Origin of the sequence: Serratia sp. SA088, from assembly GCF_049065515.1 — a bacterium.
GTDB classification, from domain to species: domain Bacteria; phylum Pseudomonadota; class Gammaproteobacteria; order Enterobacterales; family Enterobacteriaceae; genus Serratia; species Serratia nematodiphila.
Window position 1 is genome coordinate 234068 of sequence record NZ_JBAKGW010000006.1, and the last position, 18263, is coordinate 252330.

The 18263-nt window shown below is 59.3% G+C and carries 18 protein-coding genes and 1 tRNA gene; 3 read left to right on the plus strand and 16 right to left on the minus strand.

The genetic code is table 11. The features are described from left to right. Positions 1 to 122: 122 nt before the first annotated feature. From fadJ to ACOWVD_RS16945, 3 genes are all read right to left on the minus strand, one after another. Entirely contained in the window at positions 123 to 2288 is a 2166-nt protein-coding gene (gene fadJ / locus ACOWVD_RS16935) for a fatty acid oxidation complex subunit alpha FadJ (RefSeq protein WP_049239816.1), read from the minus strand. Next, positions 2288 to 3598 (minus strand): acetyl-CoA C-acyltransferase FadI, encoded by a 1311-nt coding sequence (fadI, locus tag ACOWVD_RS16940; RefSeq protein ID WP_004936237.1) that lies wholly within the window; start codon positions 3596 to 3598, stop codon positions 2288 to 2290. Before fadI ends, fadJ begins: the two co-directional genes overlap by 1 nt. 196 nt (positions 3599 to 3794) lie before the next feature. After that, complete coding sequence (locus ACOWVD_RS16945; RefSeq protein WP_004936240.1) at positions 3795 to 4091, minus strand: YfcZ/YiiS family protein; 297 nt, start codon at positions 4089 to 4091, stop codon at positions 3795 to 3797. 405 nt (positions 4092 to 4496) lie between these two features. Here ACOWVD_RS16945 and fadL point away from each other — a divergent pair, with 405 nt between their 5' ends. Beyond that, complete coding sequence (gene fadL, locus ACOWVD_RS16950) at positions 4497 to 5819, plus strand: long-chain fatty acid transporter FadL (RefSeq protein ID WP_004936243.1); 1323 nt, start codon at positions 4497 to 4499, stop codon at positions 5817 to 5819. Positions 5820 to 5936: 117 nt separating this feature from the next. On the opposite strand, the gene mlaA is transcribed toward fadL, so the two are convergent. From mlaA to ccmA, 10 genes are all read right to left on the minus strand, one after another. Then, positions 5937 to 6695, minus strand: coding sequence for a phospholipid-binding lipoprotein MlaA (mlaA, locus tag ACOWVD_RS16955; protein WP_044030769.1), 759 nt, complete (start codon positions 6693 to 6695; stop codon positions 5937 to 5939). Between the two features lie 28 nt (positions 6696 to 6723). Beyond that, a complete protein-coding gene (ccmI, locus tag ACOWVD_RS16960; RefSeq protein ID WP_021505591.1) occupies positions 6724 to 7938 on the minus strand; it encodes a c-type cytochrome biogenesis protein CcmI in 1215 nt (404 codons plus the stop codon). Beyond that, on the minus strand, positions 7938 to 8405 hold the full coding sequence (locus ACOWVD_RS16965) for a cytochrome c-type biogenesis protein (RefSeq protein ID WP_421105700.1): 468 nt from the start codon (positions 8403 to 8405) through the stop codon (positions 7938 to 7940). Before ACOWVD_RS16965 ends, ccmI begins: the two co-directional genes overlap by 1 nt. Next, complete coding sequence (locus tag ACOWVD_RS16970) at positions 8402 to 8953, minus strand: DsbE family thiol:disulfide interchange protein (protein WP_015378623.1); 552 nt, start codon at positions 8951 to 8953, stop codon at positions 8402 to 8404. Before ACOWVD_RS16970 ends, ACOWVD_RS16965 begins: the two co-directional genes overlap by 4 nt. Continuing rightward, entirely contained in the window at positions 8950 to 10920 is a 1971-nt protein-coding gene (locus ACOWVD_RS16975; RefSeq protein WP_015378624.1) for a heme lyase CcmF/NrfE family subunit, read from the minus strand. Before ACOWVD_RS16975 ends, ACOWVD_RS16970 begins: the two co-directional genes overlap by 4 nt. After that, positions 10917 to 11411 (minus strand): cytochrome c maturation protein CcmE, encoded by a 495-nt coding sequence (ccmE, locus tag ACOWVD_RS16980; protein ID WP_004936264.1) that lies wholly within the window; start codon positions 11409 to 11411, stop codon positions 10917 to 10919. Before ccmE ends, ACOWVD_RS16975 begins: the two co-directional genes overlap by 4 nt. Further along, positions 11408 to 11644 (minus strand): heme exporter protein CcmD, encoded by a 237-nt coding sequence (ccmD, locus tag ACOWVD_RS16985; protein WP_004936267.1) that lies wholly within the window; start codon positions 11642 to 11644, stop codon positions 11408 to 11410. The genes ccmE and ccmD overlap by 4 nt, the downstream gene beginning before the upstream one ends. Continuing rightward, positions 11641 to 12378, minus strand: a complete 738-nt coding sequence (locus tag ACOWVD_RS16990; RefSeq protein WP_004936270.1) for a heme ABC transporter permease — start codon at positions 12376 to 12378, stop codon at positions 11641 to 11643. The genes ccmD and ACOWVD_RS16990 overlap by 4 nt, the downstream gene beginning before the upstream one ends. A gap of 120 nt (positions 12379 to 12498) precedes the next feature. Next, positions 12499 to 13158 carry a heme exporter protein CcmB gene (ccmB, locus tag ACOWVD_RS16995; RefSeq protein ID WP_016926839.1) on the minus strand — a complete coding sequence of 220 codons (660 nt, stop codon included), beginning with the start codon at positions 13156 to 13158 and terminating at the stop codon, positions 12499 to 12501. After that, a complete protein-coding gene (ccmA, locus tag ACOWVD_RS17000) occupies positions 13158 to 13790 on the minus strand; it encodes a cytochrome c biogenesis heme-transporting ATPase CcmA (RefSeq protein WP_004936275.1) in 633 nt (210 codons plus the stop codon). The genes ccmB and ccmA overlap by 1 nt, the downstream gene beginning before the upstream one ends. Positions 13791 to 14018: 228 nt before the next feature. On the opposite strand from ccmA, the gene ACOWVD_RS17005 reads away from it, so the two are divergent. Further along, positions 14019 to 14945: a formate/nitrite transporter family protein gene (locus tag ACOWVD_RS17005; RefSeq protein WP_273875491.1), complete on the plus strand. Its 927-nt coding sequence runs from the start codon at positions 14019 to 14021 to the stop codon at positions 14943 to 14945. Between the two features lie 129 nt (positions 14946 to 15074). Beyond that, a tRNA-Arg gene (locus ACOWVD_RS17010) sits at positions 15075 to 15149 on the plus strand. 93 nt (positions 15150 to 15242) lie between these two features. Here ACOWVD_RS17010 and ACOWVD_RS17015 read toward each other — a convergent pair. The 3 genes from ACOWVD_RS17015 to ACOWVD_RS17025 form a co-directional block, all read right to left on the minus strand. Beyond that, the gene (locus ACOWVD_RS17015) at positions 15243 to 16517 is read right to left on the minus strand and encodes a lactonase family protein (protein ID WP_306377599.1); all 1275 of its coding nucleotides are present in this window, start codon (positions 16515 to 16517) and stop codon (positions 15243 to 15245) included. A gap of 20 nt (positions 16518 to 16537) precedes the next feature. Next, the gene (locus tag ACOWVD_RS17020) at positions 16538 to 17338 is read right to left on the minus strand and encodes a helix-turn-helix domain-containing protein (RefSeq protein WP_049239820.1); all 801 of its coding nucleotides are present in this window, start codon (positions 17336 to 17338) and stop codon (positions 16538 to 16540) included. A gap of 702 nt (positions 17339 to 18040) precedes the next feature. Further along, entirely contained in the window at positions 18041 to 18262 is a 222-nt protein-coding gene (locus ACOWVD_RS17025) for a hypothetical protein (protein ID WP_004936288.1), read from the minus strand. Position 18263: the final 1 nt, after the last annotated feature.

The following is an 18263-nucleotide window of genomic DNA, read 5'->3' on the forward strand; positions in this document are numbered from 1 at the left end:
AGCTAACTTACCGCTGCCTCAGCCTTGCTGTACAGCCTCACCGGCTGACGCTGTCGCAAGGAGTGATGGCGATCACAACGCGACCCTGTTGCAACTATAGTGCAAATCGGGCCGCCCTGCGTTCAGCTCCCCAGCGGGTAAAAGCGTTCGCCCTGCTGCGCCATGCGCTGCAAGCGCTCGCACGGCGCGAAGTACTCGCCGTGCTGCTGGCGCAGGTAGTCCAGCGTCTTCACCACTTTCTCGGCGCCGAGCTCGTCCATATAGCGGAACGGGCCGCCGAGGAACGGCGGGAAACCGATGCCGAACACCGCACCGATATCGCCGTCGCGCGCGCTGCGGATCACGCCTTCATCCAGGCAGCGCGCCGCTTCGTTCAGCATCATCATCACGCAGCGCTGGGCGACGGTCGCCGGCAGCATGTGCGCCTTCGGCGTGACGCCGAGCAACGTATACAATGAGGTATCCGCGCGTTTACGCCGCTGCCGCTGCTGCCCTTCGCTCGGGTAGAGATAGAAGCCGCGGCCGTTCTTGCGCCCTTTGCGCCCGTCTTTCAGCACCGCATCGAACGCGGCCGGCGCGGCGAAACGCGGCCCCAGCGCCTCGACCAGCACGGGAATGATTTTGGTGCCGACGTCGATGCCCACTTCATCCAGCAGGGTAATCGGGCCGACCGGGAAACCGAAGTCCACCAGCGCCTTGTCCAGCGACTCAATCGGCTCGCCTTCCAGCAGACAGCGCGCCGCTTCGTTGATGTACGGCGCCAGGATGCGGTTGACATAAAAACCGGCGCTGTCGCCCACCACGATGGCGGTCTTGCCCTGCTTGTGCGCCAGCGCCACGGTGGTGGCGATGGTCTCTTCGCTGGTGCCGGCGTGCGGGATCACTTCCACCAGCGGCATTTTGTCCACCGGGCTGAAGTAGTGCAGGCCAATCACCTGCTGCGGCCGCTGGGCTTTTTCAGCGATGTGACCGATAGGCAACGAGGAAGTATTGGAGGCAAACACGGTATGCGGCGCGCAGTTCGCTTCGACCTCGGCCACCATCTGCTGTTTCAGCGCCAGATCCTCAAACACCGCCTCGACCACGATATCCACCTGCTCGAAGCCGGTGTAATCGGTAGAGCCGGAGATCAGCATCATCTGCTTTTGCCGCTCCGCCGGGCGCATGCGCTTGCTGCGTACCCGTTTGCCGAGCACGTCCCAACTGTATTTCAGCGCGTGATTGATGCCGGTTTCATTGATGTCTTTGATGCGCACCGGCAAACCGCCGCGCGTGGCGGTGACACAGGCGATGCCGCCGCCCATCAGGCCGCCGCCGAGAATGCCGACGCGATGCAAGGCATGCGGCTGCGCATTGCCGCCCCGCTCTTTTTTCAGCGCGGTGGAGGAGAAGAACAGGCTGCGCAACGCCGCCGACTGCGGCGTCATCGCCAGCTCGCCAAAGGCGCGCGCTTCGGCCTCATAGCCGCTGGCGCTGCCGTGATCCAGCCCGGTTCGCACCACCTGAATAATGCGCTCCGCCGCCGGGTAGTTGCCGTGGGTTTTCGCCAACGTTTTCTTGCGCACGATGCTGAACAGCAGATTTCTGCCCAGCGGGCCATTGAGCAGGCGATCCTGCCACGGCAGCTCGCGCTGATGCTTCCAGCCCTGCTTCACCCGCTCAATGGCGGTCTGCAACAGGATCGATTGCGGCACGGCGTCGTCCACCAGCCCCATGCGCAGCGCCTGGCGGGCGCGAATGTGCTTGCCGGTCAGGATCATGTCCAGCGCCTTGGCGGCGCCTATCAGGCGCGGCAGGCGCTGAGTGCCGCCAGAGCCCGGCAGCAGGCCCAGCTGCACTTCCGGCAGACCGAGCGCGGTTTTGTCATCCAGCGAACAGACGCGGCCGTGGCAGGCCAGCGCCAATTCCAGGCCACCGCCCAGGCAGGCGCCGTGGATGGCCGCTACCACCGGCACCGGAAAAGCGGCGATCTGCGCCAGCGTGCTCTGCCCTTTCTTGGCCAGCGTTTCCGCCTCTTTGGCGCTGGTGCAGGCGGCAATCATGGTGATGTCGGCGCCGGCGATAAACGAGTCCGGCTTGCCGGAAACGATCACCAGCCCCTCAAGCGCAGTGTGCTGCTGCGCCCGGATCAGCACGTCGTTGACCTGTTCGACGAACTCGGCCTTGAGCGTATTGACCTTGTCGCCCGGCACGTCGATGGTGATCACCCCGATGTTGTCGGGGCGGATCGTCAGTTGAAAGGCCGACGGTTTGGCGCGCTGTTCATGCAATGCGTTTTCGAAACTCATTATTCCACCTCCACGATCATCGCGGCCCCTAACCCGCCGGCGGCGCAGGCGGTGGTCAGGCCCAGCCCGCCGCCGCGGCGTTTCAGCTCACGCAGCGTCTGGGTGATCATGCGCGCGCCGGTGGCGGCGAACGGGTGGCCATAGGCGATGGAACCGCCCAGGACGTTGAATTTGTCCATGTCCACCTCGCCGATCGCCTGGCTGCGGCCAAGCTTCTCGCGGGCGAACGCTTCGCTGGCGAACATCTTCAGGTTAGCCAGCGTTTGCGCGGCGAAAGCTTCATGCATATCGATGAGCGTCAGATCGGCCAGACCGATGCCGGCGCGATCCAGCGCCAGCGGCGTGGCGTAGGAAGGCCCCAGCAGCATGTCTTCCCACACGTCGATGGCGGCGAAAGCGAAACTGCGCAGATAGCCGAGCGGCTGCAGGCCCAGCTCTTTGGCGCGCGATTCGCTCATCATCAGTACCGCCGCCGCGCCGTCGGTCAACGGCGTGCTGTTGGCCGCAGTGACGCTGCCGTGTTTGCGATCGAACGCCGGTTTCAGCTTGGCGTAGGACGCCAGGCTGGAGTCTTTACGGATGTTGTTGTCTTCGGAAAGCTGCGCGCGGTATGGCGGCACGTAGGCGGTCATCACCTCATCGCGCAGCCACCCCTCACGCCAGGCCTTGGCCGCCAGCTCGTGGGAACGGTGCGCCAGCGCATCTTGCGCTTCACGGGTGATGCCGTGGCTTTTCGCCATCTGTTCGGCGGTATCGCCCATGCGCAAGCCGGTGGAATACTCCGCCACCGCCGGCGGCACCGGCATCAGATCGCGGAATTTCAGCCGGCTGAACAGTTTGAGACGCTGCGACAACGTGCGCGCCTTGTTGACATCCACCAGCGTGCGCGCCAGCGCCTTGCTGACGCCGATCGGCAAGACGGAAGAAGAGTCCGCCCCGCCGGCGATGCCGACGCTGATGCTGCCGGCCATGATGCTCTCCGCCACGTTGGCGATCGCCTGGAAGCTGGTGGCGCAGGCGCGCGACACGCTGTAAGCGTCGGTATGGACGCTCATGCCGGTGCCCAGCACGATTTCACGCGCGATGTTCGGCGCCTCGGGCATTTGCACCACCTGGCCGAACACCAGCTGCTCGATAAGCTGCGGATCGATACCGCTGCGCGCCAACAGCTCGCTCACCGCCGTTTTCCCTAAATCCACCGCCGGAATGCCGTGATAGGCGGTCGCCTGTTTGGCAAAGGGGGTACGCAGTCCATTCACAATCGCAATGCGGTCACCATGACGGGTCACCAACGGCAGTGCCTTACTCATAAATGCTCCTGAAGAAAATAACGTCAGCGCAATGGGCAGAAAGAGGTCTGACCTGATGAGGTCATTGTTAACCAAACGGTTACATTTGGCAAACCGGCAGAGATCAAAACTGCGAGCAGGCGCACTTTCTATCGGGAGGGGTACGGGAAAGGAAATCCCCGGCGCATAACAGGCGGCGCCGGGGGTAAAGCCGGGATTAACGCAGGCCGAGCTGGAAGATCAGAGTTTCCGCCTGGCAGGCGAAGGTGAAATCGGCCTCCAATTGCACGCCGCCGTCAACCGGTTTAATGCTACTGCTGATATCACAAGGGTCGGATTCGACCGCGCGCGCCTTTTCGCTCAGGGCCGCCAACATCGCCTCCGCATCGTGTTGATTACTGAACACCTGGCTGTAGGATGCGGTGCAATCGGTGTTATCCATCACGGTGCCGACATCCACGCAGCAACACGCGGCGGTTTCCTGGGCGCTGCATTTATTAATTGCATCTGACATGATTGGTTCTCCTCAAGGGCCTCGGTTATCAGCCCAAATTGCCGTTTCACTCACCGGCACAAAGCCACAAAATTCTGCAGGTATTTTACGCTTCCGCGCCGGCAATCACTAGCACTTACTTTTACTGGGTGTTTTAAGTGATGGAAATCACAAATAAAAATGAGCGACTGCTAAGGAATGGTAAGAATTTTGTTATTTACCGCTGGCTTTTTGTTAAGCAGATCTCTTTTTTGATATCAGATTGGAAATATTTCAAAAACAAACTTGCAACATTTTCACAGGTCAGACCTATACTTCAGCCACTGGTCTGATTTGTCTGAACGATAACGGACCCTACAATCCCGCGCTCCTTGTTACTTCGTGTAACAATAGTTTAAATAATAAACACATAATGAGGTTTTGGTCATGAGCCAGAAAAACCTATTGACTAAATCAGCTCTCGCAGCTGCAGTGGCAATTATTTCTTCAAACGTGTCTGCCGCAGGATTCCAGCTGAATGAGTTCTCATCAGCTGGTTTAGGACGTTCGTATTCTGGCGAAGGCGCCATGGCGGATACGGCGGCTTCAGCAAGCCGCAACCCGGCGTTGTTGATGATGTATACCCGCCCGGAACTCTCTTTCGGCGCAGTCTTCATCGATCCGGATGTCGATATCAGTGGCCGGTCCCCTTCCGGCGCCAGCCTGGATGCGAAAAACATCGCGCCGACAGCCTGGGTGCCAAACCTGCATTATGTTCACCCGATTAACGATCAATTCGCCGTAGGCGGCTCGGTCACCAGCAACTTCGGTTTGGCGACCGAATACAACGACGGTTACGCGGCGGGTTCCATGGGCGGCAAAACCGACCTGGAAACCTTGAACCTTAACCTGAGCGGCGCTTATCGCCTGAACAAGAACTTCAGCTTCGGTCTGGGCTTTGACGCCGTTTATGCCAAGGCCAAACTCGAGCGCTATGCCGGCGATCTGCCAAAACTGATCGCCGGATCGGGCAAGTTACCGCCACAGTTGGCCGGCCCGGTTTCGCAGATCCCGGCAGATACCCAGATTTCGCACCTGAAAGGCGACGAATGGGGCTTCGGTTGGAACGCCGGTATTCTGTACGAAGTGGATGAAAACAACCGTTACGGCTTCACCTATCGCTCAGAAGTGAAAATCGACTTTGACGGCGATTACAAAAGCAGCCTGCCTTCAGCCTTCAACCCGTTGCTGGCCTCTCAAGGTCTGCCGTGGGGCACCAACGGCACCACCATTCCGGGTTCTCTGAGCCTGCACCTGCCGGAAATGTGGGAACTGTCCGGCTACAACAAAGTGGCGCCGCAGTGGGCTATCCACTACAGCCTGGCCTACACCAGCTGGAGCCAGTTCCAAGAGCTGAAAGCCACCGGCAACAACGGCCAGACGCTGTTCCAGAAGCATGAAGGCTTCAAAGACGCTTACCGTATCGCGCTGGGCACCACCTACTTCTACGACGACAACTGGACCTTCCGTACCGGTATCGCCTTCGATGACAGCCCGGTGCCCGCCCAAAACCGTTCGATCTCCATTCCGGATCAGGACCGTTTCTGGCTGAGTGCCGGTACCACCTATGCGTTCAACAAAGACGCCTCGGTCGACGTCGGCGTGTCCTACATGCACGGCCAAAAAGTCACCATCAACGAAGGTCCTTACACCTTCACCTCCGAAGGCAAGGCCTGGCTGTACGGCGCCAACTTCAACTACCGCTTCTAATCTCGCCTGAGATGGATGCCAAAGCGCCCCGCGGGGCGCTTTTTCTTTGCCTGTCGCTCGCCGCGGGCGTAAAAAAACCCGCCAGACGGCGGGTTTTCATGGGCATAAGGCCGGCGGTTACTGCGAGTCGATCTCGTCCAGATCGCCCTGAATCGCCTTGGCGTTCGGGTTCTCTTCCGGCTTGAGCGAACCGCCGTTGGCGATGAAGTCGTGGCGCTGGAAGTAAGCTTCGCGCACCATGACATAAGGATCGGAGGAGTTGCGCAGCAGGCCGTCGGAATCCAGCAGTTGAGCGCGGGTTTCGATCCCCTCGACCACCCATTTGCCCGCCGACATCCAGAAGGTCAGGTAACTCAGCATCGGATACAGCGTATCCGCAAAGTCGCCGCCTTCGTCACGCAGCGTGAAGCTGCCGTAGCCCGGCAGCATCACGTACGGGCCGTAACCCACATCGTAATGGCCCAGCGTGCTGCCGAAGCGGTTCGGCTCTTCGCGCGCCAGTTTCGGGTTGGCCATGCCGGCCACGTCGATCAGGCCGCCCATCCCGAGCAGGGTGTTCAGGAAGAAACGGTTGAAGTGGATCATCCCGCGGTAGGGATCGCCCTTGAGGAAGGCGTTGACCATGCTGGCCGGCTCTTCCAGGTTGGAGGTGAAGTTGCTGATGCCGTTACGCGCCGGCATCGGCACGTAGTCGCGCCAGGCCACCGCGACCGGACGCAGGATATAAGGATCCAGGACGTTGTAGTTGAAGTCGAACATCGTCCGGTTAAATCCTTCCAGCGGATCGGAACGCCCTTGCGGATCGTTGTCTGGCGCGCTGGCACAGCCCACCAGTAATACCGTTGCGAATGCCACCCCAGTCAGGCGAAAGTTCATATTTTTCTCCATAAAAACACGTTCGGTCTTATTTTTCAGGGACCTGCTTGTTTATCTGAACGCTAACCTGCTCTTTACCGCTGAATGTCTGCAGCGAGCTTTCGCCGAACCAGTCCCCCGGCTGCGGCGTGGCCAATCCGTCCTGTGAGAGGCGCACACGCACCTGCACCTGATGCTGCGCCGAGAGCAGACGCTCGGGCATCATGGCGTTGCTGTCATCCAGTGAGAAAGACAGCGGAAAACGGCTCAGCGGCAATTGTTTTACCGCGACCGGCACCGGACTGACGCCGTCGGTGACCGAAATGACCAGCGTCCCCTGCGGCGGCATGGCTTTCGCCGCCTGCGGTGACAGCGCAACGGTCACATTCAGTTTAACATTTTCTCCGCCTGCCTGGGCTTTTGCTTGTGCAATACTGCGCTTTATCACTTCCGCGCGCGGATCGTTGGCCGGCAGCAGCTGCAGCATCACCTGCCAGGCGCCGATCGCCTGCTTGAAATCGCCCTGTTCGAAGGCATTGAACGCCAGCAGGCTCAGCACCCGCGGATCGCCGTGGTTTTCCGCGATCATGCGCCGCAACAGCTGCGCCGCCTGCTTGTTATCCTCCGGATCGTTGGAGCGCGTCAAGACCTCGGCATAGCCGAGCCGCACTTCCAGACTATTCGGATCCAATTGATAAGCATGAGCAAACGCCTGCGTAGCGGTGGTGGCATTATTCAGCGCCATGCCGACGCGCCCCAGCATCATCCAGTCACTGATGTTGCGATCGTCCTGTTGCAGCGCGGTGCGCAGCCCCAGCCCGAGGCGAGCAATCTCTTCCATGCTCAGCGGTTTGGCGCGCTCATTGGCAACGCGCTCGCGCAATTCCGGCATTTGCGCCTGCACCAGACGCCAGTCCAGCACCTGCGCCAGCCCGCCGGTTTTCAGATAAAAGCCAACGGTCACCGCCAGCAGTAACAGCACGCCCGGCACCAGCGCCCAGCGGTTGATCGGCTTCGCCTGCGCCATCTGCTCGGCCGGGATGTCGTTCAACAGGTTCTGTTGCAGCTCTTTGACCAGTTCCGGGCGCTCGGCCACCACGCCCTGCTGCTCATCCTGCTCCAACTCGCTGAGGCGATCCTGATAAAACGCCTTGTTCAGCGCATCGCGCGTGGCGGCGCTCTGCTTGCCGAGGCGCATCGCCGGCACCACCAGCAACGCGGCAGCGCCGGCCAGCAACACGCAAATAATCAGCCAAAAAGCCATTAGGGTTTCTTCCTGTCAGTCTCTTGCAACAGCGCCACCAGGCGCTGCCGTTCCCGTTCGGAGAATGCATCGTCCACCGCCGCGTCGGGCTTGCGACGGGTGCGCAGGATCACCACTGCCCCGCCGATCAATACGAACAGCAGCGGGCCGATCCACAAGATCAGCGTCGCCGGCGTTACCGGCGGCTCGTAGGTGACGAAGTTGCCATAACGCGCCACCATGTAATCGATGATCTGCTGCTTGCTTTGCCCCTGCATCATCAGCTCGTACACCTTGGTGCGCATGTCGGCGGCGATAATGGCGTTGGAATCGGCAATGCTGTTGTTTTGGCATTTCGGGCAGCGCAGCTGTTCGGTCAACTCGCGATACTGCTGCTCCTGCTCGACGGAGTTGAAGCGATAGGTATCGATCGCCGCGGCGGCGCTCCAGCTCAGCAGCGCGGCGCACAGCAGAACAATCAGCCTCATGCCTCACCCCCGTACTTTTTATACAGCGGCAGCACTTCCTGCTGCCAGACGCGCTCATTCATGTCGCCGGCGTGGCGATAGCGAATAATCCCCTGGCCGTCGATAAGGAAGGTCTCAGGCGCGCCGTACACCCCGAGATCCAACCCCAGCATGCCGTCGCCGTCGTACAGACTGAGGGCGTAGGGATTGCCGAGAGAGTTGAGCCAGGTCACCGCCTTGGCGCGATCGTCTTTGTAATTCAGGCCGACCACCCGTACGCCGCGCGCCGCCAGCGTATTGAGATACTGGTGTTCCGCGCGGCAGGTTGGGCACCAGGTGGCCCAGACGTTGAGCAAGATCGGCTTGCCGTCGCGCAGCACCGCCTGATCGTAGGTTTTGCCAGGCTGATCCAGTGATTCCAGCCTGAAGGTCGGCACCGGTTTGCCGATCAGCGCCGACTCCAGCATGGTCGGATCTTCGCCGCCCGCGTTGCGCGTGAGCTGCACCATCAGGGCCGCCACCAGCAGCAGGAAGAGCACCAACGGGATAAACAGCAGCTTACGCTTCATGATTGCGCCTCCAGTTTGCCTTCACGCTTGAGCTTTTTGCTCATGCGATAACGCGGGTCGAGAATGCACAGCAGGCCGCCGATCGCCATAAAGACGCCGCCGAACCAGATCCAGCGCACGAAGGGTTTGTAATACAGGCGCACCGCCCAGGAACCGTCTTCCAGCTCCTCGCCCAGCGCCGCGTACAGATCGCGGCTGAACCCGCCGTCGATCGCCGCCTCGGTCATCATGCTGCGCGCCACGCTGTAGTAACGTTTCTCCGCGTGCAGCGTCGCCTCCGGCTTGCCGTTGCGCGTGACGTCGATGATGCCGACGCCGCCGCTGTAGTTCGGGCCGCGAATGTCGTGCACGTCGCGGAACACGAAGTGATAGTTGTGGATATCCACGCTGTCGCCGGCCTTCATCCGCACGTCGCGCTCCACGCTGTAATTCTGGCTGAAGGCGATGCCGATTACCGTCACCGCCACGCCGAGGTGGCCGAGCACCATGCCCCAGTGGCTGCGAGACAGCTGCCGCAGACCGCGCCAGAAACCGTGGCGGTGGGTGGCGCGCTCATGCAGCTCCATCAGCGTCAGGATGATCACCCACAGCGCCATAATCAGGCCCACCACCGTCATGCCGGCGATGCTGTCCTGCAGCAACCACGGCAGCAGAATCGACAGCACCAGCGTCGCCAGCAGCGCCACGCCGAGGCGGCGCCACAGTTTGCCCGGCTCATCGCGGCGCCAGCGCACCAGCGGCCCGATACCCAACAGCAGCGCCAGCGGCGCCATCAGCCAGGTGAACATGGTGTTGAAGAACGGCTCGCCGATCGAGATGCTGCCCAGCCCCAGCTGTTTGTGCACCAGCGGCAGCAGCGTGCCCAACAGCACCACCAGCATGGCGGCGATCAGCAGCACGTTGTTGCCCAGCAGGAAGGTCTCGCGCGAGAAAGTCTCGTGCTGCACCCGGCTGCGCACCTGGCCGCCCTTGACCGCGTACAGCAGCAGCGAGCCGCCGATCACGATCACCAGATAGGCGAGAATAAACATGCCGCGCGCCGGATCGGAGGCGAAAGAGTGCACCGAGACCAGCACGCCGGAGCGCACCAGGAAGGTGCCCAGCAGGCACAGCGAGAAAGCGGTGATCGCCAGCAACACCGTCCAGGCTTTGAACGTGCCGCGTTTCTCGGTCACCGCCAGCGAATGCATCAGCGCGGTGCCGGCCAGCCACGGCATAAAGGAGGCGTTCTCCACCGGATCCCAGAACCACCAGCCGCCCCAGCCCAGCTCATAGTAGGCCCAGGCCGATCCGAGCACGATGCCCAGCGTGAGGAACACCCAGGCGGCGGTGGTCCACGGGCGTGACCAGCGCGCCCAGGCGGTGTCGAGCCGGCCGGCCATCAGCGAGGCGATGGCGAACGCGAAGGCGACCGAGAAGCCGACATAGCCCATGTACAGCAGCGGCGGGTGGAAGATCAGGCCGATATCCTGCAGCAGCGGGTTGAGATCGCTGCCGTCGATCGGGAAGTTCGGCAGCGTGCGGGTGAACGGATTGGAGGTCATGATGATGAACAGCAGGAAACCGGCGGTGATCATCCCCATCACCGACAGCACCCGCGCCACCGCATCCTGCGGCATCGCCCGGCTGCACAACGCCACCGCCAGCGACCAGCAGCTCAGCAGCAGCACCCACAGCAGCAGCGAACCTTCGTGCGCCCCCCAGGTGGCGGCGATGCGGTAATACACCGGCAGTTGGGTATTGGAGTTGGTGGCCACGTAGGCGACGGTAAAATCGTTGACCACGAAAGCATGCACCAGGCACAGGAACGCCAGCGCAATCGCGGCGAACATGCCGTAGGTCAGTGGGCGGGCCACCGCCATCATGCGGCTGTCCTGCCGCGCCGCGCCCCACTGCGGGTAAATGCTCAGCAGCAGCGCGATCGCCAGCGCCAGGCACAGCAGAAAACTGCCCAGTTCCGGCATCATGACTTGGCGCCCTCCGCCTGCGGCGCGTTATACGCTTCCGCCGGTCCTTTGTGATTCTCTTTCATCGCGTCGGCCACTTCCGGCGGCGTGTATTTCTCGTCGTGCTTGGCCAGCACTTCGCGCGCGTTGACCACGTTGCCCTCGCCCAGCACCCCCTGCGCCACCACGCCCTGCCCTTCGCGGAACAGGTCCGGCAGAATGCCGGTGTAGGTCACGCCGATCGCGCCGCGCGCATCGTAAATCTTGAAGCTGACCTGCAGCGTATTGGGATCGCGTTTCACCGAGCCGGGCATCACCATGCCGCCGATGCGCAGCCGCTGGCCAACCTCGGGCTTCTCATGGTTTTCGCCCTTACCCTGCAGGATTTCACCCGGGGTGTAGAACAGATCGATGTTGGAGCGCAGCGCGTACAGCATCAGGGTTGCGGTCAGCGCGATGCCGATCAGCACAACGATCGCCAGATAAAGGCGGCTTTTACGACGTGGATTCACAATGATTTCTCCCGCGGTGCGGCGGATTTTTGTTTTGACTGTTGCGCATGGCGAATGCGCCGTTCGCGCGCCTGACGGCGACCGATCTCGGCGAGCAACTGCCGCCGCTGCCAGACGGTGTGCGCCACCAGCCCCAACAGCGAAATCAGCGTGGCGGCGACCGCCAGCCAGACATAAAAGGCATAACCGCCCATGGCGAAAAACGCCGACCAGGAATCGAATGCGGCATTCATGACTGACGCTCCTTATTCACCAGCCCGGCGACCCACGGGCGCTGGCGCTCCTGGAACAGGATCAGATTGCGCAGGCGCATCAGCGTCAGCGTGACGAACAACAGCAGATAGCCGAGGATCGCCCAGCGCAGCGGGGTGCGCATGCTTGGCGCGATGGATTGCTGCATATTGGTCGAACCCTGATGCAACGTATTCCACCATTCGACGGAGAAATGGATGATCGGGATATTCACCACGCCCACCAGCACCAGAATGCCGGCGGCGCGGCCCGCCAGGCGGCGGTCTTCGAAGGCGTTATACAACGCGATGACGCCCATATAGAGGAACAGCAGCACCAGTTCGGAAGTCAGACGCGCGTCCCACACCCACCAGGTGCCCCACATCGGCTTACCCCAGGCGGAGCCGGTCACCAGCGCGATAAAGGTGAACACCGCGCCGATCGGCGCCATCGCCGCCACCACGGTATCGGACATTTTCATCTGCCACACCAGGCCGATAAACGCCGCCACCGCCATCGAGGCGTAGATGCCCATCGACCACATGGCCGCCGGCACGTGAATATAAATGATGCGGAAGCTGTCGCCCTGCTGATAATCCTTCGGCGCGAAGCCAAAGCCCCATGCCCAGCCAAGCAGCAGGCAGGCCGCCGCCGCCAGCCCCAGCCAGGGGATAAAGCGGCCGCAGACGTGATACAGCCGTTCAGGCCGCGCCAGTTGATGTAACCATTTCCACATTGTCGTCAGTGCTCACGGTAATTTTTATGCGTCGGCCGCCTCGAGCGTTCGAAACGGCGAAAATCTTCTGCGGGGTACGCTCTTGCCGGCCTTGCCCCGTCTGTTCATTCAATTTGTTAGCTAGTGCACGCTCACTCGCAGCGCCGCTGCGGCGGCAAACGGCGCCAATGTCACGCTGCCCGCCAGCATCGCGCCGAGTATCGCCAGGTAACCATCAATCGGCATGCCCATCGCGGCGGCGTCGATCGCGCCGGTGGCGAAGATCAGCACCGGGATATACAGCGGCAGCACCAGCAGGCTGAGCAGCACGCCCCCTTTGCGCAGGCCGACGGTCAGCCCCACGCCGATAGCGCCGATCAGGCTCAGCGTCGGCGTGCCGAGCAGCAGCGTCCCCGCCACCGCCAGCCAGGTTTGCATATCAAGCGACAACAGCAGCGCCACCAGCGGCGACAGGATCAGCAGCGGCAGTCCCGTCACGACCCAGTGAGCACACACTTTGCCCAGCACCGTCATCGGCAGCGGCGTTGGCAGCAGCAACAGCTGCTCCAGCGAGCCATCGAGGAAATCGTCGCGAAACAGCCGCTCCAGCGACAGCAGCGAGGCCAACAGCGCCGCCACCCATACGATGCCCGGCGCAATGCGCGCCAGCAACTGCGGCTCCGGGCCAATCCCCAACGGGAACAGCGTGATCACAATCAGGAAAAACCACAGCGGGTTGACGATCTCCGAACCTTTACGGCAGGCGATCTTCAGTTCGCGACGCACCAGGGTCAAAAACATCACAAACTCCCCGCGTCGTGTTCCGCCAAACGAATTTTGCCCACCGTTTGGCTGACGCCGGCCAAATCCTGATGGGTGGTCAACAATACCATGCCGCCCCGCTGTGCATGTTGCTCAAAAAGGCTAATCAACTCGGCCACGCCCTGTTTATCGATCGCCGTTAGCGGCTCATCGAGGATCCACAGCGGCGCCGCGCTGAGCCACAGGCGCGCCAACGCCACGCGCCGCTGCTGCCCGGCGGAAAGCTGCGCCACCGGCAGATCTTCGTAGCCCACCAATCCCACCTGCTCCAGCGCGCGCCAGATGGCCTGCTGCTCGGCCGCGCCGCGCACCGCCTGATAAAACTGCAGATTTTCGAAAGGTGTCAATACGGCTTTGATGCCCGGTTGATGGCCGATAAACAGCAAATCTTGCTGATACGCCGCGCGATCGCGCAGCGTGTTACGCCCGCGCCAGCACACCTCACCGCCGTCCGGCCGCGCCAGACCGGCGAGGATGCGCAGCAAACTGGTCTTGCCCGCGCCGTTCGGCCCTTCTACCTGAATGATATCGCCCGGCTGAACTGAAAAGCTTAGCTCGCTAAACAGGATGCGTTCATCGCGCACGCAACTCAGACTTTTGGCTTCCAGCATCGGGGAACTCATATTTTTCTTTGGGATAGCGAATCATAGCATAAGCCTTTCCCCACAAGCAGCCTGCGGCGGGCGCGCCGGGGGCCAATATGGCGAGCAGGATCAAGAATGCGCGGAAAAAAGCGGCGGATTTTAACTCTTGTTACCTTTTTCTGTATTTCGCCGCATTTAGGCCGGGCAACTACGCTTAATGACGTGACCTCACCCTTATTGAGCAGGAGCGACAGCATGAACGAACAGCAACGCCAGGAGCACGAGCAGGATGAAACGATGCGGGTAGAGAGTGAAGAGCAGGAACAGGGCAAGCGCGAAATCGAAGTCAGGGAAGAGAATCTGCCGTCGCGCGCGGCGGCGGTGCATGAACAGATCCGGATGGAAGGCGAAAAAGAGCTGGAGCGCGACGGGCTGGCATTGCTGTGGTCGGCGATCGCCGCCGGGCTGTCGATGGGCGCCTCGCTGGCGGCGAAGGGCATTTTCCACGCCCGCCTGCCGGACGATCCCAGCCGTTTCTTCCTTGAGAACCTCGGCTACACCTTCGGTTTTATCATTGTCATCATGGCGCGCCAACAGCTGTTTACCGAAAATACCGTCACGGCGGTATTGCCAATCATGCATAAACCCACACCGCGCAACCTGCTGATCCTGCTGCGTCTGTGGGGCGTGGTGCTGCTCGGCAACCTGATCGGCACCGGGCTGGCGGCGCTGGCGTTTACCCATATGCCGCTGTTCGACGCCGAGACGCGCGGCGCCTTCATCAGCCTGGGCGAAGAGGTGATGCGCCATACGCCGGGAGAAATGTTCGCCAACGGCATCCTGGCCGGCTGGATCATCGCCACCATGGTGTGGATGATCCCGGCCGCCGGCGCGGCGAAAATCTGGGTGATCGCGCTGATGACCTACCTGGTAGCGATTTGCGATTTGACCCATATCGTGGTCGGTTCGGTAGAGATCCTCTATCTGGTGTTCAACGGCGCGATTGGGTGGCAGGAATTCGTCTATCCGTTCGCCCTGCCGACGCTGGCGGGCAACATCATCGGCGGCACCTTTATCTTTGCGTTGATAAGCCATGCGCAGATCCGCAACGATTTGAGCGCCCAAAAACGGACGGAGCGGCAGCAAGAGGAAAAACGGCGCCACGGCGGGGAAAAACCGTGATCGCCGTCGGTCAGGCGAGGAAATTTCGGCGCTAACTGGCGAGGTATTGAGCAAACGCACCGCTAAGCGCTTATTCTGCGGGTAAAAAAAGGTATAATGCCCCGGCAGCTTCGGTTGCCAGCCCGCAGCGTCCCCGTAGTTAAACGGATATAACAAGCCCCTCCTAAGGGCTAGTTACTGGTTCGATTCCAGTCGGGGACGCCATTATTTATTATCAAGCCATTCCCCATCATCGGCACCCGCAATCCTCCTTCTCCACGCCTCAGACCCGATTTCCCCCGCGCGTTATGATGGGCGTTAATTGAAAAACTTAATATCCGTCGGTGTTGAGATCGTCGCCGCCTCGCCTCTGGCCTTCAACTCACCCGTCTCATCATCGAAATCGAACAGCGTAACGGTATTGGTGAACACATTCGTGACATAAAGATGCTTGCCGGTGGCATCGAAAGCGAGCGCACGCGGTTCAATGCCGCCAGCCTCATAGCGCGTCGTCTCCCCTGGCAGCCCATCCCCACCAATTTTTAATACCAGCAAATGGTTATCGGCACCGCGATTGGTGGCAATAAGATATCTGCCGCTCGGGCTGAGGATAATGGCTCCGCCGCTTTTCGCCTCCGCTGAATCCTGCCCGCCGTTCAGTTTCACTTTCCCTTGTTGCGTCAATCGATGGTCGCTGACGGTAAACACCTCGATTTCACCCGCCATTTCGGTGATGACATAGGCATACTCGCCTTTCGGCGAGAACACCATGTGCCTTGGGCCGGCGCCTGGCGCAAAGCTGACATCGCGCGATGCGTCCGCCTGCAGCGGCTGTGCGCTATCCGGGCGATAGCGATAGGCGTGCAGCTTGTCCCCGCCGAGGTCCGCCGCATACAGATATTTACCATCGCGGCTGAAGGTGGTTGAGTGCGCATGGCCCCCTTCCTGACGCCCCTGCACGGCGCCAGAACCTGATATAAACGGATAATGCTGCACCTGTTCACCCAGTTTGCCGTCACTGCCAATTGGCAATACCGTCATCCCCGCGCCGCCTTTGGCGACGGAGTAGTTGGCGACAAACAGAAACTTGCCATCCGGACTGAGGGTGGCATGCGTCGGCTGCTGGCCCGCACTGCTCACCGTATTCAGCACCCGCACGCTGCCGGCTTCGTCTATTGCCAAGGCGGCCACCGTTCCCGCGTTCTCCTCATTGGTAGCATAGGCGAAACGGCCATCGCGAGATTTTACGATCCACGATGGGCTGTTCATTTTAACCACGTCGAGCAGCGTTAACGTGCCGTCGCCATTAACCGCCAGGCGATAGAGCCCTTCACTGGGTCTTGCCGGTTTCTGCACCGCAGGCGCATTCGGAATATGGGTCCAGGTACCGACTAACGCTATTTGCTGATGTTCCCGATTATTGGCCATCGCATTTCCTGAAAACATGAGAAAAATTAACACCGCAGTTAATTGAATGGCTTGCCGGCCTGAGCCGGCAACGATTGTTGGACCAAGTTCAGACAATATAGAAGGTAGCATAAAGCGAGCTGGATGGCGTTTATTAATCGAGTCGAGAGGTTTTTCTCTATTCATGATGTCTTCTTGCCTCATCACTATGTCACAGGAATAAGTATATCGACATTGACAACCTTGCCATTTAGATCCTCTTGCCTATATAACTCTATAAAAAAGCTCTCCCGCATTTTGACATTGATAGCAGGCAGATAAGCGTCATACATTACATCGAAAAAGTCAATATATTCTGAAAACTCCCCCATAAAGGGAATGACAATATATTTACCCATAGGGATATAGAAGTTAAAGATGGAATGAAAAACCTCTTGCCCCTTGCTGTTGGAATGCCATTTATTACTCCTGTTCTTTTCCACATTACATGCCCCCCGCTGCTTGCTTAACCATTTATCATTGGTCTGTGCAATGTCGCCGGCATCTCTGAATTTTCTTATAGAATGAAAAATCAGTGATTTGTAATGCTTTAACATCTCAATGTCATCCGGCATGACCGTGTGGTAGAAGTAGGGTTTCTTATCGTTGCCATACGGCGGGATCTGCGTGGAAAAATCCCATCCCCGGCTGTTTCTAAAGCTGTTGGGCGTTTCGCCAAAGAAACGTTTGAATGCCCGCGTGTAACATTGCTGAGAGGCAAACCCGGATGCCAGGGCGACATCCAATATGTTCCCTTGGTGCTGTTTGAGCAGAATAGCAGAGCGACTCAGTTTTCTATTCCTTATATAAGTCCCTAGCGTTATGCCAAAATAATGCTTAAACAGCCGTTGCAAATGCCATTTAGAGTAACCTGAGATAATGGAAACCTTTTCAACTGTCAGCCCCTCGACAATATTCTTTTCCATATACTCCAACACCTGTAAAAGAATATCTTTTCTGTAATCCATATGTGCTCCTTGCTTTTATAAGATTCGCGTCCTTTTTATTAAAATCGTTAACCAATCAAACCAAGTCATTAAGATTAATCCTAAAAAAAACCAGCCTGTCAATTCATTTTTTTCGGCATAGGAAAAACTATCGCATAAATAACTGAAAATGATCATGTTATATAAATCTCTCCGCAAGAAACCCATAAAACAAAATCAACTCGCGTAAAGTGCACTCATCAAAGATGCACTTGCCACACCAGGCAGAATCACACTTTTTGCTAATTGTTTTACCTTAAAGTGTTTTTTACAGCCAGATTGCATGGCCGAATAGGAATTTCATCATCACAAATGAAAACGCATTTTATATGCCTGGGCCGCCGATAAAACGTACTGCAAAAGAGATATAAAGTATGACCGGCAGTAAAAGAAGACGGGAGTGATAAGCTCAAGGCTGAACATCGGTCTCAATAATCTCGCGTCGCAATAGCGCGTTTCTTTTTTATCGTTCCTGCGCAGAGAAAACGGATATTTTAACAAACCTTGCTCGATGCCCTGTTTTACAAACCGCGCCCATTGGGAACCCTGCCTACTCCCATGAATCACCCATCTCTCCCCCGGTAAAATGCCGAGCCGACTCGCCCGCGCCTTATTGTCAGAACGGCCTGCGGCCGCAAACAAAAAGCCCAGCACGCGAGGCTGGGCTTTTCATTAACGGCCTGATTAATCAGCCAGGTTGTCGATCTCTGCGGACCTGTGCTTGCGCAACAGGTACAGCAGCAAAGATACCCGCCGCTCGGTGCGTTCCGGGGTATCCGGCGGCAGGTTGTAGCGCAGGGTATAACGCTCGTTGTTCTCGTTGCAGAAATCGATGACGAGCACGGGAGCAGAGGCCCCCGCTACTTTTCGATAATTCAGCGAGATGCACGACAGGTTTTTTTTCATC

What these genes read in the sequence shown, in the direction of transcription:
- fadJ (WP_049239816.1), bottom strand. Translation starts at nt 2,288, where the DNA reads ATGAGTTTCGAAAACGCATTGCATGAACAGCGCGCCAAACCGTCGGCC.
- fadI (WP_004936237.1), bottom strand. Translation starts at nt 3,598, where the DNA reads ATGAGTAAGGCACTGCCGTTGGTGACCCGTCATGGTGACCGCATTGCG.
- ACOWVD_RS16945 (WP_004936240.1), bottom strand. Translation starts at nt 4,091, where the DNA reads ATGTCAGATGCAATTAATAAATGCAGCGCCCAGGAAACCGCCGCGTGT.
- fadL (WP_004936243.1), top strand. Translation starts at nt 4,497, where the DNA reads ATGAGCCAGAAAAACCTATTGACTAAATCAGCTCTCGCAGCTGCAGTG.
- mlaA (WP_044030769.1), bottom strand. Translation starts at nt 6,695, where the DNA reads ATGAACTTTCGCCTGACTGGGGTGGCATTCGCAACGGTATTACTGGTG.
- ccmI (WP_021505591.1), bottom strand. Translation starts at nt 7,938, where the DNA reads ATGGCTTTTTGGCTGATTATTTGCGTGTTGCTGGCCGGCGCTGCCGCG.
- ACOWVD_RS16965 (WP_421105700.1), bottom strand. Translation starts at nt 8,405, where the DNA reads ATGAGGCTGATTGTTCTGCTGTGCGCCGCGCTGCTGAGCTGGAGCGCC.
- ACOWVD_RS16970 (WP_015378623.1), bottom strand. Translation starts at nt 8,953, where the DNA reads ATGAAGCGTAAGCTGCTGTTTATCCCGTTGGTGCTCTTCCTGCTGCTG.
- ACOWVD_RS16975 (WP_015378624.1), bottom strand. Translation starts at nt 10,920, where the DNA reads ATGATGCCGGAACTGGGCAGTTTTCTGCTGTGCCTGGCGCTGGCGATC.
- ccmD (WP_004936267.1), bottom strand. Translation starts at nt 11,644, where the DNA reads ATGAATGCCGCATTCGATTCCTGGTCGGCGTTTTTCGCCATGGGCGGT.
- ACOWVD_RS16990 (WP_004936270.1), bottom strand. Translation starts at nt 12,378, where the DNA reads ATGTGGAAATGGTTACATCAACTGGCGCGGCCTGAACGGCTGTATCAC.
- ccmB (WP_016926839.1), bottom strand. Translation starts at nt 13,158, where the DNA reads ATGTTTTTGACCCTGGTGCGTCGCGAACTGAAGATCGCCTGCCGTAAA.
- ccmA (WP_004936275.1), bottom strand. Translation starts at nt 13,790, where the DNA reads ATGCTGGAAGCCAAAAGTCTGAGTTGCGTGCGCGATGAACGCATCCTG.
- ACOWVD_RS17005 (WP_273875491.1), top strand. Translation starts at nt 14,019, where the DNA reads ATGAACGAACAGCAACGCCAGGAGCACGAGCAGGATGAAACGATGCGG.
- ACOWVD_RS17015 (WP_306377599.1), bottom strand. Translation starts at nt 16,517, where the DNA reads ATGAATAGAGAAAAACCTCTCGACTCGATTAATAAACGCCATCCAGCT.
- ACOWVD_RS17020 (WP_049239820.1), bottom strand. Translation starts at nt 17,338, where the DNA reads ATGGATTACAGAAAAGATATTCTTTTACAGGTGTTGGAGTATATGGAA.
- ACOWVD_RS17025 (WP_004936288.1), bottom strand. Translation starts at nt 18,262, where the DNA reads ATGAAAAAAAACCTGTCGTGCATCTCGCTGAATTATCGAAAAGTAGCG.